Here is a 16,134-nt window from a genome sequence, read left to right as displayed (position 1 = left end):
CCCAAGTCTTTCATTCGTCATGCCGGGCTTGACCCGGCATCCCATTTTTGTGGATGCGCCAAAGAAAATGGGACCCCGGGTCAAGCCCGGGGTGACGCCATAAGGAATGGGCAGACGCTCAGAGGATGGCGCGGAGACGACGCATGTCGTACCCGCCCTACTGCTGCCCGGACATGTTCGGATCGCCGGGACTGAACGGCACAGATTCGACCGGGCCGTTCGGCGTCGCGCGCGGGCCGGCTTCCGGCGCCTGGAAAATGCGGCGCAGGAAGCCCGGCGCAATCGCGGACAACGGGTTGACGGTGAATTGCGGGTCGCTCTTGGGGCCTGACACGGCGAAGTTGACGCCGAGGATGCCATCGCCCACCAGCAGGTCGCCCAGCAGCGGAATCTTGCCGAGCATGGTGTTGAGCACGAAGGCCGGCACGGCGGTGCCATTGATGCTGACTGTGTCGGTGCGCTGGTTGATATGGCCCTCGAGGCTGATGCCGAGCTGCGGCCCGCTGAGCCGCGAGGGCTGGATCGTCAGGATGCCATCGCGCTCCTGGAACGGAATCTCGCCAGTCTCGAAGGTAATGCCTTCGCCTGACAGCAACGCGCCCAGGCCTGCGAAGGACGCCGCGCCGAACAGTCGCGCCAGGAAAGGTGCACGCACCGCCTTTACATTGCGCAGCATCATCTTGCCGGTCAGCGGCTGGGTCGGCAGCGTATCGTCATAGCGGCCGGTCACGTCCATCGTGCCGCCCTGCATGTCGCTGACGCCGAGGAAATGCAGCACGGCGCCGGCATTGTCCGACAGCAGTTTCAGGTTGCGGCCATCCAGCGCCGGCGAGATATCCAGTGTCAGGCCGCCAGTGGTGTGGAAACCGCCGCCCAGGCTGACGCGTTCCATGCGGGTTGGCGCGCGCTGCGCGGTCAGCGACATGTTGCGCAATTCGATGGTGTCGTCGATCTGCGCCTCATCGAAGCGTAAGGAGAGCGCCATGCGCGGTTTCACCGTGCCCGGCGGCGCATCATCGTCGAACATGGCCTGCACATAGGGCCGCAGGTCGTAGCGCCGGCCGGTCAGCGCGATCTGTGAATCGCCATTGGCGGCAAAAGCGATGCGGCCACGCGCATCGCTTTTGCCGGGGCCCTCACCCGCCGTGAGCTGGTCGATGTCGGCGCTCCAGCTGTTGTCGGCATTCAGCACGGCTTTCGCCTTGCCGGTCAGCGCCGCGCTGGCGATCTCGATCACATCGAACTGCACCGGCTGGCCGGCGCGGGTGCGAATCTGCGTGCGGCCGCTGGCCGGCATGCCGGCCGGCTTGAGCAGATAGGCATCCGCCACCGCGATCGTCGCATCCTTGAGATCGAACTCGCCGCCGATCGCGGTCTCGCCGCCGCGGCGTTCCTCGATATCCATATTGGCTTCGGCCGGACCGTCGATATAGGGCGCGAGCGGATAGCCGAGCGCCTTGCGCTGTTCCTCGTCGATGCGGCCCTTCAGCGAATAGCGCGCGGTGACGGCGGCGCGCGCACTGAAATCCTCGCGCCAGCCGATCTGCAGCGGCACGCCGTTCAGCGCCGCATTGCCATTCGCCTCCAGGCCCTTGGTATCGACCTTCAGCTTCATCTGGCCCTGGCTCAGCTCGTAGCGACCGAGCAGGCCGCCCATCCTGAGATCGGTCAGGTCGGCATCGGCATTCACCACGATATCGTCGGTCTTGAGATTGACCAGCAGCGGGAAGCGCAGGCGGAACCGCACCTCCCCGCTGCCGCCGACGCTGGACGGCTTGATGCCGAGCCTGGACGGGAAGCCGAGCGGTTTCTGGTCGATCAGCGCCAGCACATCGGCGCTGGTGCCGCGCGCGATGTTGCTGATTTCGGCAAACTGGTCGCGGTCCTGCAGGCCGTTGATCTTCACGCTGCCCGGACCGCTGGCGATATTGCCGACGCGCGCGCTTTCGAGGTTGAGGGTGAAGACATCGGCATCGAGTGCCGCGATGCCCTTGCCATCCGTCATCTTGCTCATCGGCGGCAGGTAGTCGACCGTGATGCCTTCGAAGGTGAAATCCAGCTTGATCGCATCGCGCCCCAGCCGCGCCGTGCCGGCCACCATGTCGGGCGACAGCTTGGCGGCAATGCGCCCGGCATTGACCTTGCCGCCGGCCAGATGCCCGGTCACCCATTCCCGCGCATTCCTGGCCATGCCGGGCGGCCAGTAGTGGCCGACCTTGTCGGTGGCGAGGTCGAAGAACTGGCCCTGCATGTCGATGCTGTAGCGTTCGCCGGCCTGCCGCGTCATCGTGCCGCCGAAGGACGCACGGAAGCCGTCGGCAAAGCCGAGACTCGCCTCGTCGAGGAACAGGATACCCTTGCCGCCATCGGCATAGCCGCGGAAGCGGGCCTCCTTCAGATCGAGCGGCTGCGCCAGCATGTCGGGCACATTGATCTGGCCGGCGCCGACGCCAAGATCGAAATTGAGGCCAAGCTGCTCGCCGGTGTCGTTGACCGTCAGCGTCAGACTGCCCGACAGTGGCGCGGAGATATAATCGAGCGGCGCCAGTTCGGGCACGACGTCGGCGAAATCCGATGGTTCGACATTGGCGAAATGCACGGTGACGCGCGCGACGCGTTCGGCCACCGTGTAATCGGCCTCGACATTGAGATCGACGCGGCGGCTGCGCCAGTCGAGCGCGCCGGTCAGCGTGCCATAGACATGGCCCTCGCCGCGCTGGAAACCGATCTGCGCCTCGGGCACCACCCAGCGCTGGTTCAGCTTCCAGTCCTCGATCACCAGCCGGTCGGCCAGGATCGATACGGTCTGCAACTGGCCGAGCGGATCGTCGAGCGAAGGCGGGCGCGACAGCATCTCGAAGATCGCGCCGAACATCGCCTGCACGGCCTGGCCGTCGGACTGCGCCTCGGCGGTTTCGACCGCCGCCGTCAAAGTGTCGGTCTCGGCTGCGGTGCTGTCTGTTGCCTCGGGCAGGCCAAGCTGGAAGCCGCCCTGGGCATCGCGCACCAGCCGCGCCTCGACGCCGCTGGCCCGCACATAGCGCGGCGCGATCACGCCGCGCAGCAGCGCCGGACCGCTCAGATCCATGTCGATGGTCGGAACGCGCAGCACGGCGCGCTCGCCCTCGACGCGGTACTGCGCGTCGATCAACCGCAGCCGCAGGCTCTGGTCGGGCTCCGACCAGGCCAGCACCACATCGGCGACGGTGACGCGGAATCCGAGCTCGGGCAGCGCCAGCGCCTCGCTGACATAGGGGGCGAGGAAGGCAAGCGAGATCGGTCCCTGGGTGACGCGCCAGGCCAGCGCGCCGGCCAGGATTGCAGCGGTGGCGGCCACGGCAACCACCGTTCGCACCACCCACCGACTCCACCGCAAAACCACGTCGCGCGCCCTCGCCTTATCCTACTGCTTGACCCTGGATCCTACTGCTTGACCCTGGCGCGAGTTTAACCGAACTTCAGCGCCTCTACGAGAGAAACGCCATGCCTGCCAATGGATTGAAGGCAAAATCCGCCAAAAGAAAGGCGGCCGCCCCGGCTCCGCGAAAAGTGACCGGCAAGAAAGCCGTCCCGAAGGCGAAGGCGCCGAAGAAAACGCCGGCAGCCAAGCCCAAAGTCACCGCCACCGCTGTGAAACGCACGACGCCCCCGGCGGGTGCCCTGCCCCAGCCATTCGATATCGACGCCGCCTCGCGGGGCTTCGCCGCCTGGCGCGACCTGCTGGCCGGGCAGAAAGATAAAGCGATGGCCAAACGGCTGGCCGCGCTCACTGCGAAGGGCGACGGTAAAAACCTGCTGGCCGCCATCTTCGGCAACAGCCCGTTCCTGGGCGATCTCTGCCTGCACGAGCCCACCACCGTGCTGACCCTGCTGGAGTCCGGCCCCGACAAGGCGCTGGCCGCCGCACTGGCCGAACTTAAAACCGCCGCACGCAAGGCGAAGACGGCGGATGACCTTGCGCTGCCGCTGCGCATCGCCAAGCGGCAGGTCGCGCTCAGCATTGCCGCCGCCGACATCACCGGCCGGTGGTCGCTGGAAAAGATCACCGGCTCTTTAAGCGACTTCGCGGCGGCCTGCGTCGACCATGCCTTCGCGGCGCTGCTGCATGATGCCGCCGAGGCCGGCGAGCTGGTGCTGCCGGACAAGAAAAATCCCTGCAAGGGCTCGGGCTATTTCGCGCTGGGCATGGGCAAGCTCGGCGCGCGCGAACTCAACTATTCCTCCGACATCGACCTGATCGTGCTGTTCGATCCCGAGGTGGCGACATACACCGGTCGCCGTTCGATGCTGGAATGCTTCATCAAGCTGACCCGGCAGATGGTGCGTCTGCTGCATGACCGCACCGAAGACGGCTATGTCTTCCGCACCGACCTGCGGCTGCGCCCCGATCCCGGCTCCTTCCCGGTTGCGGTTTCGACGCATGAGGCCGAGGCCTATTACGAGAGCTTCGGCCAGAACTGGGAACGCGCCGCCATGATCAAGGCGCGGCCGATTGCCGGCGACCTGGAGGCCGGCGCGGCATTCCTGAAACATCTGACGCCCTATGTCTGGCGCAAGAATCTCGACTTCGCCGCCATCGAGGACATCCATTCGATCAAGCGGCAGATCCACGCCCATCGCGGCCATGGCGAGATCGCGGTGGAAGGTCACAATATCAAGGTCGGCCGCGGCGGCATCCGCGAGATCGAGTTCTTCGCCCAGACCCAGCAGCTGATCGCCGGCGGCCGCGACACGCGGCTGCGCTCGCCCGCCACCTGCGATGCGCTGCGCGCACTGGTCGAGACTGACCGGCTGACGCCGGAGATTCGCGACGAGCTGATCGGGCATTACCGTTATCTGCGCACGGTGGAACATCGCCTGCAGATGATCGATGACGAGCAGACGCATACTTTGCCCGACGATAAGGATGGCCTGGCGCGGCTCGCCTGCTTCCTGGGCGAGACAGATGCGAAAAGTTTCGCCAGCAAAATCCGCGCCGTGCTGACGCGGGTGAAAGGCCATTACGACGATCTGTTTGCCGAATCCGCGCCACTGGGCTCGGAAGCCGGCGCGCTGGTCTTCACCGGCACCGACGACGATCCGGCCACGCTGGACACCCTGCGCGGCCTCGGCTTCAGCGCTCCGTCCGAGATCGCCGCGATGATCCGCGGCTGGCATTTCGGCCGCTATCGCGCGATGCGGTCGGAGCGCGCGCGCGAGAAACTCACCGCCATCATGCCGCAGCTGCTGGAAGCGTTTTCACGCACCGGCAATGCCGATGTCGCCTTCAAGCGCTTCGACTATTTCCTCTCCAGCCTGCCGGCCGGCGTGCAGCTGTTCGCCCTGCTGCAGGCCAATCCGGAGGTGCTGGATACGCTGGCCGAGGTGCTGGCCGCCGCGCCGCAGCTGGCCGAGGCGCTGGCGCAGAATGCCGCACTGTTCGACAGCCTGATCGAATATGCCGAACATCCGGCATCCTTTGAGCGCGACAGCCTGGTCGGCAGCCTGCAGCGCCAGATGCAGGCGGCGCGCGATTTCCAGGATGTGCTGGACTGGGCGCGGCGCTGGACCACCGAACTGAAACTGCAGGTCGGCATCGGCCTGCTGCGTGGCGGCATGGATGGCCAGGCCTCTGGCCTCGCGCTCAGCACGGTGGCCGATGCGGTGCTGGCCGATCTGCTGCGGCATGTGACCGCCGAATTCGTCGCCCAGCATGGCCGCATCGCGAAATCGGCGGTGGCGCTGGTCGGCCTGGGCAGGCTCGGCAGCCAGGAACTGACGCTGGAATCCGATCTCGACCTGGTGCTGGTCTTCGACTGCCCCGACACTGCCAGGCAATCCGATGGCGCGCGGCCACTCACACCGGGGCTGTATTTCGCGCGGCTGTGCCAGCGGCTGATCGCCGCGATCACGGCGATGACCGGCGAAGGCAAGCTGTATGAGATCGACATGCGGCTGCGCCCCTCGGGCGGCGCCGGGCCGATCGCGATCAAGCTGGATGCCTATGCCGATTACCTGCGCAAGGAAGCCTGGACCTGGGAGCATATGGCGCTGACGCGCGCGCGCGTGATCTGCGGTCTGGACCAGTCGAAAGAAGAAGCCGCGCTGATCCAGCAGATCGAAAAGCTGCGGCGCGACATCCTGACCATGAAGCGCGACCCGAACAAGCTGCTCGCCGATGTGGCGGTGATGCGCCGGCGCATGGCCGAGCACAGGAAGGTCGAGAATCCCTGGGACCTGAAGCAGGTGCGCGGCGGCCTGGTCGACCTGGAATTCATCGTGCAGTACCTGCTGCTGCGCCATGGCCGCGACAAACCGGCGATCCTGCTGCAGCAGCCGCTGGCGGTACTGGACGCCTTGCGCGCGGCCAGACTGCTTGACGCCGCGCAGGCCAAAACGCTGGCCGAGGCCGGACGGCTTTACGCGACGCTGCTGGCGGCGGCACGGCTGGCCGGGCGCGACGAGGCCAGCGATCCCGAACGCTGGCCGCCGGCGCTGGCGCAGCGCATGCCGGCGCTGGTGCAGGAACCCGACATGCCGGCCCTGACCAGGCGGCTGGTGAAAATGCAGGCCGCGGTACATGGCCTGTTCGACACCCTGGTCGACACGCCGGCCGCGCCGCATCTGGCGCTCGCCGACTCCCTCAATTCCGACAAGCAGACAGGACAGACCGATGGCAACGCAGACTAAGAAGGCCACCCCCAAGAAGGCCGCCCCCAAGAAGACTGCCGAGGCTGCTCCGGGTCCGCAGGTTGGCGACAAGGCGCCGGCCTTCTCACTGCCGACCGATGGCGGCGGCAAGGTTTCGCTGGCCGCGCTGAAGGGCAAAGCGGTTGTGCTGTACTTCTACCCCAAGGACGACACCTCGGGCTGTACCCGCGAGGCGATCGATTTCAGCGCCGCCAAGACGAAGTTCGACAAGCTGGGCGTCGTGGTGATCGGCGTGTCGCGCGACAGCGCGGCGAGCCACGACAAGTTCAAGACCAAGCACAAGCTGAAGCTCGCCCTGGGGTCGGACGAGTCGGGCAAGGTGACCGAGTCGTACGGGGTCTGGGTCGAGAAAAGCCTCTACGGGCGGAGGTATATGGGCATCGAGCGGGCCACCTTCCTGATCGACCATGTGGGCAAAATTGCCGCCGTCTGGCGCAAGGTGAAAGTCGACGGCCATGCCGAAGCCGTTCTGAAGGCCGCTCAGGGGGTTTAGAATCAAGCGCTTGCAACCTTTATCCACACTCTGTGGATAAGTCGCGAGACACCGGTTAAGTCCGTGTTCGGCCGTGTATTTTCGGAAAGTGTAACGGATTATTTCTTGCATTAACCAAACCAGATAGGCCCTAATCGGACAGCCGTTGCGAAGGGGTCAGACGCGCAACGGGATTTCCTGAAAGTCCGAATCAAATTGGGGGGTTGAGTGACGCGACGCGCGAGACGGCAATGGCGGGAGTTGCGCGACCGCCTGTTCCCGGAACGGCAGATCATTTTCCGTAGCCGTGGTGACGTCCGTTACGTCGCTCTCTCCAGTCGTGCCCAGATCGCCATGGCGACGAGCATCGTCGCCTTCGCCGGCTGGATCGGCTACGCCTCCGTCAACGTCTTCTACCGCGATGCCATGCTGGATGCGCGCGACCGCCGCATCACCGAGCTGAGCTACGCCTATGAGCGGCTCGCCGCCGATTACGAAAAGAGCCAGGAGAATTTCGTCGTCGCCTCGCGCGACCTCGAGGAGCGCTATCGCCGGTTGTACGACATGGCGATGAAGCAGCGCAGCCCCGCCCTGCCGACCGATACCGCCAGTGCCGGGCAGGCCAGTGCGCCTGCCAAGATCACCGAACCGAACAAGACGCCCCGCCCCACTGCGGCTGAACCGTCCAGGGCCCCCGAGGCCAAGGGCGAGGTCAAGGTGGCCACCGCCACCCCGTCACAGCCGTCAGCGTCAGCCTCGTCGGACGATCCGTCCTCGATCGAGGATCTGGAAGGCATGCTGCGCGAGAGCAAGGCCAGGCCGCCGCTGCCCGCCGTGAAGCCGCGCGACATTGAAACCCGCATCCTGGCCGTGCGCGGCCAGCAGCGTGAACTGATCGATGATCTCGGCGCCCGCACCGACAAGAGTGTCGCCCTGCTGGAAAAGGCGCTGGGCCGCACCGGCCTCGATATCTCCGCGATGCTGTCGCGCGCCCTTGAGGCCCGCGCCGATGTTGGCGTCGGCGGTCCGCTGCGTGCACTCAATGTGACGACACCCGGCGCCACCGGCGTTGCGGTGGCCTCGGTCGATCCGCAGGCCGATCGCGACATCAACAATCTTGAGGGCAAGTTCGGCCGCTGGGGCGATCTGCTCGCGCTGGCGCAGCGCCTGCCGCTCGATCTGCCGATGTCGGGTGAGGCGGAAGTCTCCTCCACCTACGGCCGTCGCACCGATCCCTTCACCAAGCAGCCGGCCTTCCATGCCGGCATCGATTTCATCGGCCCGAACCGCGCGCCGGTGGTCTCCACCGCGCCCGGCGTGGTTGTCTTCGCCGGCCGCAAAGGACCCTACGGTCGTGCGGTGGAAATCGACCATGGTCTGGGCGTGAAAACGCGGTATGCTCATCTGAGTACGATTACGGTGCAGGCCGGCGAGACAGTTCCGTTCGGTCGCCAGCTCGGCACCATGGGTTCGACCGGTCGCAGCACCGGTCAGCATCTTCACTACGAAATCCTGCTCGACGACGAGCAGATCGATCCCGGCAAATTCATCGAGGCTGGCTACCATGTTTTCAAACAGCAAGAAAACCAATCCGCCGGCCGTCGCTAAACTGGCGCCGCCGTCCATCCTCAGTGCCGGCCTCACGGTCAATGGCGATCTGCATTCGGATGGCGAGGTGCAGATCGACTGCCTGGTGAACGGCGACGTCACTGCGGTGCGTCTCGCCGTTGGCGAGAATGCCAAGGTGGTCGGCGAAGTGGTGGCTGAGCATGTGCTGATCCGCGGCGAAGTGGTTGGCCGCATCCGCGCCAAGTCGGTCGAGCTGGACAAGACCGCCAAGGTGCGCGGCGACATCTGGCACGAGCTGCTGTCGATTGCCGCCGGCGCCAAGATCGAAGGCCTGTGCAAGTTCGCCGAGAACCCGCGCGACAACGCCGCCAAGCTGAGCGTGGTGGCGAACAGCGATGCGGCTGAAGCCGCTGCGGCCGAGAAGCCGGCCAAGGCCGTGAAACCCGCCAGCAGCGGCGACATCAGCGCGCTGCCCGGCCTGGCCCGCGCGACGAGTTGATTTTACAGTAGCAGTCCTAGCAGACGACAGAACGGCGGGCCCAAGGCCCGCCGTTTTTGTTTGTGCGCGTTTCTCAGATTGTCATGGCCGGCGTGAAAATGAGACCCCGGGTCAAGCCCGAGGTGACGAATAAAAGGGTGCCTATCTAATCCCTAATCCGTCTCGCCCTTGCCGACCTTGGACGCCAGTTGCGCCGCCATGAAGGCGTCGAGGTCGCCGTCCAGCACGCCCTGGGTGTCGCTGGTTTCCAGCTCGGTGCGCAGGTCCTTCACCATCTGATACGGGTGCAGCACATACGAACGGATCTGGTGGCCCCAGCCGATATCGGTCTTGGCATCGTTCAGCGCCTGGGCTTCGGCCTCGCGCTTCTGCAGCTCGCGCTCGTACAGCCGCGCCTTCAGCATCTTCATCGCCTCGTCGCGGTTGCGATGCTGGCTCTTGTTGATCTGGCAGGCCACCGCGATGCCGGTCGGGATATGCGTGATACGCACGGCCGAATCCGTCTTGTTGACGTGCTGGCCGCCGGCGCCCGAGGCGCGATAGGTGTCGACGCGCAGGTCCTTGTCCAGAATCTCGATCTCGATCGTGTCGTCGACCACCGGAAAGGCGCCGACGGATGAGAAGCTGGTATGGCGACGTGCATTGGAGTCATAAGGCGAGATGCGCACGAGGCGATGCACGCCGCTTTCGTTCTTCAGCCAGCCATAGGCATTCGGCCCGCTGACCTTGATGGTGGCCGACTTGATGCCGGCCTCTTCGCCTTCGCTCTCTTCCTGGAACTCGACCTTGTAGCCATGCTGCTCGGCCCAGCGCACATACATGCGCAGCAGCATCGAGGCCCAGTCCTGGCTTTCGGTGCCACCGGCGCCGGCATGCACTTCCACGAAGCAGTCGTTCATGTCGGCTTCGCCAGACAGCAGGCTTTCCAGCCGCGCCTGCGCCACTTCCTTCGACAGGCCCATGATGACGGCCTCGGCCTCGTCGACCACGCTCTGGTCGCCCTCGGCGTCGCCCATCTCGATCAGTTCGAGGCTGTCGTTGAGTGCGGCTTCGAGCCGGCGCTGCGTGCCCACCGCACGATCCAGCCGGGTGCGCTCACGCATCAGGGCCTGGGCTTCGGCCGGCTTGTTCCAGAGGGTCGGGTCTTCCGACCTGGCGTTCAGCTCTTCGAGCTTCTTGACTGCGTTATCCCAGTCAAAGAGACCTCCTCAGCAGCCCGAGCGACTGCTGGATCTCTTCGGACATCGCCTTGATTTCGGCGCGCATAGCTAATCCTTGATGAAACGGTTTATTGCGGCGGGACCATAAGGAAACGGGTCCGGTTCGTCAAATATGGGCCTTACGGAATGGGACCCCGGCTCAAGCCCGGGGTTCCATTTTTTTCGCCGCCCTACCCCCGTGCCTCTTTCACCAGCTGGCGCAGCGTATCCAGCGGCACGGCGCCGGGCACCAGACGGTCGCCGATCACGAAACCGGGCGTGCCCTGGATGCCCAGCATATCGGCCAGCGCAAGGTTGGCGCGCAGGATCTGTTCGGTCTTCGGCGCGGCCATATCGGTCTTCAGCTTCGCGACGTCCAGCTTCGCCTCGCCCGCAAGGCGGAAAATCTCGGCCTCGGTGATCTGGCCGCGGAATTCCATCATGCCATTGTGGAAGGCGAGATACTTCGCGCCCTTGTCCTGCTCCAGGGCGGCGACGGCGGCCCGCGCCGCGATCACGCTCTCCGGACCCAGCACCGGCATTTCCTTCAGCACCAGGCGCACCTTGCCGTCTTCCTTCAGCAGGGTCATCAGGCTGGGCTGCACCTGCTTGCAGTAGCCGCAGCGGTAATCGAAGAACTCGACGATGGTGACGTCGCCCTGCGGATTGCCGGCGACATACGACACGCCGTCATCGAAGATCGCCTTGCGGTTGGCGGCAATCGCGGCCTGCGCCGCCTTGCCGGCATCGGCCTGCTGCTTGGCCTCCAGCGCGTTCATCGCCTCGATCAGGATTTCCGGATTGCTGACCAGCACCTCGCGCACCAGCTGCGTCAGCGCGGCTTTCTGGTCAGGCGTGAAGGGCTGTGCCTGCTGTGCCAGAACGGGAACCGGCGCGGTGAACAGCAGGGCGGCGAAAAACAGGGCGAACAGGCGGAGCATGAGAAATCCTTCGATAAAATCCGCCGGACTATGCCCGGCGTGGCAACCGCGGCCAAGCCACAAGACTGTGAGAAAGCGGGAAAAGCTGGCGGTTAATCGCGCGTGCCGGGGCCGACCTGGAAACCCGCATTGAAGCCTCGGCCGCGGCGGCGTTCCTCGCGCTGGCGATCCTTGGCCACCGTGATGATATCCTGCGCGCGCAGCCAGCCCGGCGTGCCTTCCTTCATCAGGCGCGCGGCGCGTTCGCCCTGCCCGATGGCATCGCGATAGATGCCGGCGATCAGGTAGCGCTCCGCCGAGGCGAGCGAGGCCATGCCGATATCGCCGGTGCGGCCATAGGCCACCGCAAGCTGCTGCCAGGCGCCGCTGTTGTCCGGTTCGATCACCGTCACATGCTTCAGGATGTCGATGGCCTCGTTCATCTGGCTGACGTCTTCCAGCGCCACCAGCCGCTGACCGACGCCGAAGGCCAGCAGCGGCTCGTGCGGCGCCAGGCGATAGGCTTCGCGCATCGGCGGCAGCGACTCCGCCACCTTGCCCTGGTTCATCAGGATGTCGGCCTTCAGCTCATGGAAGAACGCATCCTTCGGATAAAGCTGGATCAGCGCATCGGTTTCGGCTTCCGCACGCTTGAAATCGAGTGCGCGGAAATAGGCGAAGGCGCGAGCATAGCGGCCATAGAGCGAGGTGTCGGTTTCGGGATACTTGCGCAATGTGACCGGCAGGCCGTCGAGATAGCCGACCAGCTTGGCCTGCATGCGTTTGAACCGCTCCATATTCTCCGGCGTATCCTGGGCGCTGCGCGACGGCGAGCGCGACTGGCGCGATTCCAGCGCGGCGACGCGTTCCGGAGTCATCGGATGGGTGCGGGCATAGGGATCCTGGCGGTCATACATCAGGGCATCCTGATTGCCGATGATGCGCAGGAATTCGATCAGGCCCGAGGCCGACTGGTTGGTCTGTTCCAGGAAGCCGGCACCGGCCTGGTCGGCCGCCGATTCCTGCGCGCGGGTGAAGGCGAGCAGGTTGCGCTCGGCCACATGCTGGCCGCCCAGCACCGCTGCGGTCGCCGCCTCGCCCGAACCGGCGGCCGCAGCGGCGGCGCCGAACAGCAGCGACAGGATCATCGCCGTGGAGGCGGTGTCGATGGCATCGCCCAGCCGGGCCAGATGGCCGCCGGAAATATGACCGATTTCGTGCGCCAGGACGCCGATCACCTGGGCCGGCCGTTCGGACCGGATCAGCAGGCCGGTATTGACGAAGATGCGCTGGCCGCCGGCCACGAAGGCATTCAGGCTGCGGTCGTTGACCAGGTGGACCGAGATCGCCTCGCCGGACAGACCGGCCGCCCCGAAGAGTGGCGCGGCATAGGCGCGGATGGTATTTTCGATCTCGGCGTCGCGCACCAGAGAAATACCGCCGCGACGCTGGGCTTCGGCTGCGGTCGGCAGGATCGTGCTCGCGGCCGTCAGCAACATACATCCGGCAGCAACGACGCGACGAATCGCGACGCGTGAAACCAGAGCACGGCGAATGAGAGAACGGCGCATGGCGAAGTATTGTCCCAGCAAGGCGGGCGACCTCCTGCAGCAGGGTTTAGGTAAGCATGGACGCCGCATCCGTCAATGCACCCTGCTCGGCATGGTAGCATTGATCACCGCTTCGTGCGGCGGCGACAGCTGGTTCGGCGCCTCCAAAAGCGCCGGCCGGGTCGATTATATGGCGGGTTTCCGCGGCGGTGTGGCGGCCGACGAGCCCCGCGCGGCCATGGTGGCCCGCGATATTCTGCAGAATGGCGGCAGCGCCGCCGATGCCGTGGCGGCGGCGGCCCTGACCTATGCCGTAACCTACCCGAACGGTGCCGGCCTGGGCGCCGGCGGCGTCTGTGTCGCCAGCGACGTGGCGCTCAAGAAGGCCGAAACCATCGAATTCCCCGCCCTGCCCGGCAAGGATGGCGGGCCGATCCCGATTCCGGCCCTGGTGCGCGGCATCGGGCTGCTGCAGGGCAAATACGGTCGTCTGCGCTGGGAAGCCATCGTGGCCCCTGCCGAACAGCTGGCCCGCTTTGGCGAAGCCACCAGCCGCGCCTTCATCCAGGCTGCTGTCGAGGTTCAGCCTCCCGTCACCAGCAGCCCCGGCCTGCGCCCGCTCTTCACCTCGCCCAGCGGCGGACTGATCGCGCAGGAAGGCGAACGCCGCGTGCAGCCGGCGCTGGCCAGCGTGCTGTCGCGCCTGCGCCTGACCGGCCCGGGCGAATTCTACACCGGCGCGCTGGCGCGGCAGGTGCATGCCGATATCGTCGCCGCCGGCGGCAAGGTCACGCTGGAAGAACTGAACACCTATGCCGTGGCGGTGAACAAGCCGATCGAAATTCCGTTCGAGAATTCCGTCGTGCTTTACACGCCGAACACGCCGGCCGGCGGCGCGGTGGCCGCCTGGCTGGTCGAGCAGACCTATGACGGCGGCAGCTTCCTGCGCAGCTCGAACCTTTTCGGCAGCGGCGATTCCGTGCGCGACGACACTTTCGCGGCCAGTCTCGGCCAGGCCTATCGCAGCGATCCGGCTACCCTGCCGATGAACAGCTTCGGCTCGGCCAGCATCGCCGCGATCGACAGAAACGGCGGCACGGTCGCCTGCGCCTTCACCATGGGCCTCGCCTATGGCTCGCGTCTGGTCGGCCGCGAAACCGGCATCCTGTTTGCCGCGCCGCCGGGTGTCGGCGGCGACGAGCGGCCGTATCTGACCGCCATGATCGGCACCATGCCGCGTATCAACCAGGCAGTGTTCGCGACCGGCGCCAGTGGCGGCGCGCCGGCGGCAGCGGCGGCGGCCTACAGCGTGCTGCACACCGCGCTGGGCAAGGACAAGAAGGACCCCACCCTCTCGGCGCTGGCGCAGCCGCGCATGTTCCAGGCCAATCCGCAATCGCCGCTGCTGGTCGAGCCCGGCATGGATCCTGCCAACTATAAGGCGATGCAGCAGCGCGGCGTGACGGTGAACGAGATGGGCCAGCTCGGCCGCGTCAACATGGCCTATTGCGGCGAAGGCGCGCCGCGTGACCTCACCACCTGCAGCTTCGCCAATGACCGGCGCGGCTTCGGTCTCTCGTTCGGCCGCAACTACTGATGCCGCTGTTGCCATGAAGCCCACACCGTCGAAGCGCGGCGCGATCGATCCCTTCTTCGTCATGGAAGTGATGAAGGCCGCCGCGCTCCGCGAGGCCGCCGGCGGCGACGTGATCCACATGGAAGTGGGGCAGCCCTCGACGCCGGCACCACGCAAGGCCATCGAGGCGGCCACGGCCGCCATGCAGCGCGACCCGCTCGGCTATACGCTCGCGCTCGGCATTCCGGAGCTTCGTCTGGCGATCTCGCGGCATTACCGCAGTTACTACGGCCTCGACGTTTCGCCCGAACGCATCATCGTCACCACCGGGTCATCGACCGGCTTCCAGCTGGCGTTTCTCTCGGCCTTCGATGCCGGCGACAAGGTGGCGCTGGGCGAGCCGGCCTATCCGGCCTATCGCAACATCCTCAAGGCGCTCGACCTCAACCCGGCGATGATCGTCACCGAGATGGAGACGCGCTTCCAGCCGACGCCGCAGCAGATCAACGCACAGGCGATGGATGCCAAGGGTGTGCTGGTGGCCAGCCCGGCCAATCCGACCGGCACCATGCTGGGCGATGCCGAGATGAAGGCACTGGTCGATGACTGCGCCGCCAAAGGCCGCTGGCTGATCGTCGACGAGATCTATCATGGCATCACCTATAATGGCCGCGCGCAGTCGGTGCTGGCGCTGACCGACCAGGCCATCGTGATCAACAGCTTCAGCAAATACTTCTCGATGACCGGCTGGCGGCTCGGCTGGATGGTGGTGCCGGAAAGCCTGCTGCGCCCGATCGAATGCCTGACGCAGAATTTCTACATCTCCGCGCCCGGCATCAGCCAGGTGGCCGGCGTCGCGGCGCTCGAGTCATATGACGAGCTGGAAGCCAATGTCGCGCGCTACGCGAAGAACCGCGAGATCCTGCTGAACGAGTTGCCGCAAGCGGGATTTGATCGCCTGGCGCCAGCCGATGGCGCGTTTTACATCTATGCCGATATCAGCCGCTTCACCAATGATGCGAACGAGTTCTGCAAAAGAATGCTGGCCGAAACCGGGATTGCCGCGACGCCCGGCTTCGATTTCGACCGCGGCCGCGGCCATTACTTCATGCGCTATTCGTTTGCCGGCAGTACCGACCGCATGATCGAGGCGGCGAAACGGCTGAAGGCCTGGGTGAAGTGACCTCGCCTTACTGATCCAGCCGGAAGGCGACGAACTCACCCTCGAAGCGGCCACCGACAGTCTCGCCACAGCGCACCACCGACTGCACCACGATCCGCGCCCTGCCCTTGCGTAGCAGCATCTTCGTGAACAGCGGCCATGCCGCTTCATCCGCCAGCATCGCCGTGGCGGTGAAATCGCCTTCAATCGGTGCGTCGTAGTCCATGCGGTTCGACTGGATCACCAGCCGCGTCTGCAGGCCTTCGGCCCTGAGCCGCAGATTGACCAGCGACCAGGCCGACAGGATCGCCAGCGTCGAGACGCTGCCGCCGAATGCCGTGCTGCGATGATTGATGTTGGGCGCCAGCGGCGCGCCGAGCGTCACTGAGTCCGGCGACGCCGAGACGACCGCGACCTGCATCGCCGCGGAGAGCGGAATATGTGCGTGCAGGTAGGCTTCGAGGTCCGGTGCTGAAAACGCCATGGCGCTGGCGCGA

Annotated in this window: 11 protein-coding genes; 6 read left to right on the top strand and 5 right to left on the bottom strand. The window is 65.8% G+C overall.

The window, feature by feature from the left end; genetic code table 11:
• Window positions 1-157 precede the first annotated feature (157 nt).
• Window positions 158-3,358 carry a YhdP family protein gene (locus FNB15_RS13875; RefSeq protein ID WP_144069273.1) on the bottom strand — a complete coding sequence of 1,067 codons (3,201 nt, stop codon included), beginning with the start codon at window positions 3,356-3,358 and terminating at the stop codon, window positions 158-160.
• Window positions 3,359-3,549: 191 nt separating this feature from the next.
• On the opposite strand from FNB15_RS13875, the gene FNB15_RS13870 reads away from it, so the two are divergent.
• From FNB15_RS13870 to FNB15_RS13855, 4 genes are all read left to right on the top strand, one after another.
• Window positions 3,550-6,669: a bifunctional [glutamine synthetase] adenylyltransferase/[glutamine synthetase]-adenylyl-L-tyrosine phosphorylase gene (locus FNB15_RS13870; protein ID WP_185973556.1), complete on the top strand. Its 3,120-nt coding sequence runs from the start codon at window positions 3,550-3,552 to the stop codon at window positions 6,667-6,669.
• Complete coding sequence (locus FNB15_RS13865) at window positions 6,653-7,183, top strand: peroxiredoxin (RefSeq protein ID WP_144069271.1); 531 nt, start codon at window positions 6,653-6,655, stop codon at window positions 7,181-7,183. The genes FNB15_RS13870 and FNB15_RS13865 overlap by 17 nt, the downstream gene beginning before the upstream one ends.
• Before the next feature lie 207 nt (window positions 7,184-7,390).
• A complete protein-coding gene (locus FNB15_RS13860; protein ID WP_144069270.1) occupies window positions 7,391-8,770 on the top strand; it encodes a M23 family metallopeptidase in 1,380 nt (459 codons plus the stop codon).
• Window positions 8,727-9,230: a bactofilin family protein gene (locus FNB15_RS13855; RefSeq protein ID WP_144069269.1), complete on the top strand. Its 504-nt coding sequence runs from the start codon at window positions 8,727-8,729 to the stop codon at window positions 9,228-9,230. Before FNB15_RS13860 ends, FNB15_RS13855 begins: the two co-directional genes overlap by 44 nt.
• A gap of 152 nt (window positions 9,231-9,382) precedes the next feature.
• Here FNB15_RS13855 and prfB read toward each other — a convergent pair.
• The 3 genes from prfB to FNB15_RS13840 all read right to left on the bottom strand — a co-directional run bounded on the left by prfB (window position 9,383) and on the right by FNB15_RS13840 (window position 12,848).
• Window positions 9,383-10,496 (bottom strand): peptide chain release factor 2 gene (prfB, locus tag FNB15_RS13850; protein ID WP_144069268.1). Its coding sequence is split into 2 segments (ribosomal slippage): window positions 9,383-10,429 and window positions 10,431-10,496, totalling 1,113 coding nucleotides; the frame shifts between segments, so codons are not numbered across the junction.
• Window positions 10,497-10,620: 124 nt separating this feature from the next.
• Entirely contained in the window at window positions 10,621-11,370 is a 750-nt protein-coding gene (locus tag FNB15_RS13845; RefSeq protein WP_144069267.1) for a DsbA family protein, read from the bottom strand.
• A gap of 92 nt (window positions 11,371-11,462) precedes the next feature.
• A complete protein-coding gene (locus FNB15_RS13840; RefSeq protein WP_185973555.1) occupies window positions 11,463-12,848 on the bottom strand; it encodes a M48 family metalloprotease in 1,386 nt (461 codons plus the stop codon).
• A gap of 70 nt (window positions 12,849-12,918) precedes the next feature.
• On the opposite strand from FNB15_RS13840, the gene FNB15_RS13835 reads away from it, so the two are divergent.
• The gene (locus tag FNB15_RS13835) at window positions 12,919-14,496 is read left to right on the top strand and encodes a gamma-glutamyltransferase (protein WP_185973554.1); all 1,578 of its coding nucleotides are present in this window, start codon (window positions 12,919-12,921) and stop codon (window positions 14,494-14,496) included.
• Window positions 14,497-14,509: 13 nt separating this feature from the next.
• Window positions 14,510-15,658, top strand: a complete 1,149-nt coding sequence (locus tag FNB15_RS13830; RefSeq protein WP_144069264.1) for a pyridoxal phosphate-dependent aminotransferase — start codon at window positions 14,510-14,512, stop codon at window positions 15,656-15,658.
• 7 nt (window positions 15,659-15,665) lie between these two features.
• Here FNB15_RS13830 and FNB15_RS13825 read toward each other — a convergent pair whose 3' ends face one another.
• On the bottom strand, window positions 15,666-16,121 hold the full coding sequence (locus FNB15_RS13825) for a YiiD C-terminal domain-containing protein (RefSeq protein WP_144069263.1): 456 nt from the start codon (window positions 16,119-16,121) through the stop codon (window positions 15,666-15,668).
• Window positions 16,122-16,134 lie beyond the last annotated feature (13 nt).

Source organism: Ferrovibrio terrae (assembly GCF_007197755.1).
GTDB classification, from domain to species: Bacteria; Pseudomonadota; Alphaproteobacteria; order Ferrovibrionales; family Ferrovibrionaceae; genus Ferrovibrio; species Ferrovibrio terrae.
This window is presented reverse-complemented; position numbering and strand designations above follow the sequence as displayed.

Coding starts and splice junctions, on each gene's coding strand:
- FNB15_RS13865 (WP_144069271.1), top strand. CDS start 6,653: ATGGCAACGCAGACTAAGAAGGCCACCCCCAAGAAGGCCGCCCCCAAG.
- FNB15_RS13855 (WP_144069269.1), top strand. CDS start 8,727: ATGTTTTCAAACAGCAAGAAAACCAATCCGCCGGCCGTCGCTAAACTG.
- FNB15_RS13845 (WP_144069267.1), bottom strand. CDS start 11,370: ATGCTCCGCCTGTTCGCCCTGTTTTTCGCCGCCCTGCTGTTCACCGCG.
- FNB15_RS13840 (WP_185973555.1), bottom strand. CDS start 12,848: ATGTTGCTGACGGCCGCGAGCACGATCCTGCCGACCGCAGCCGAAGCC.
- FNB15_RS13835 (WP_185973554.1), top strand. CDS start 12,919: ATGGCGAAGTATTGTCCCAGCAAGGCGGGCGACCTCCTGCAGCAGGGT.
- FNB15_RS13830 (WP_144069264.1), top strand. CDS start 14,510: ATGAAGCCCACACCGTCGAAGCGCGGCGCGATCGATCCCTTCTTCGTC.
- FNB15_RS13825 (WP_144069263.1), bottom strand. CDS start 16,121: ATGGCGTTTTCAGCACCGGACCTCGAAGCCTACCTGCACGCACATATT.